Raw genomic sequence first — 595 nt, forward strand, 5'->3', positions numbered from 1 at the left:
GGGCAGTGATTGCAGGTGCGCTCATAAAAATCCAAATGGTTGAGTTGCGCTTACCGCCGGCGTCCGGTATCAAGGGCAAGCGAAGCGAAGCCTGTTCCAGGACACGCGGAACCGGCTTCGCCGGGCCGCAGTGTCGTCCCCTGTAGGGGAGAGGCCGCTACACGAAGTGAGCGACCACAGGGGGGTACTTAATCAAGCCGCCACGAACTCATTCCACTTCTGCACCATGTAATTGTTTTCGTCCATCACCGCATTCCAGCAGGCGATGCCGCCCATGCGGGCTTCATAGCTGCCGCCGTCGCGCACCGCGCCCGTCTTGGCCAGCACATCTCCATTCGGGCTCTTGATGTCCTGCGAGGCGGGCTTGCCTTCCATCCAGTAGGCCCACTCGTAGGCGTCCATCTTCGCCTTGGCGGTTTCCAGCACGGCGCTGTAATAACCCTGGCGGTTCAGATAAGCGCCGGCCCAGCCGTCGAGGAACCAGTTGATGAAYTCATAGGCGCCGTCCAGCTTCTTGCCCGASAGCGTGGCSGGCAGGCCAAAGCCGGCGGCCCAGGCGCGGTAGCCTTCTTTCAGCGGCTGGAAGTTGCAGGCG

Annotated in this window: 1 pseudogene; it reads right to left on the reverse strand. The window is 62.0% G+C overall.

The features are described from left to right. Positions 1–192: 192 nt before the first annotated feature. Positions 193–595 (reverse strand): annotated as a pseudogene (locus AC1D0Z_RS23765) (ABC transporter substrate-binding protein); the annotation flags it as partial.

The sequence above is a fragment of the Polaromonas sp. P1_E3 genome, assembly GCF_056405935.1.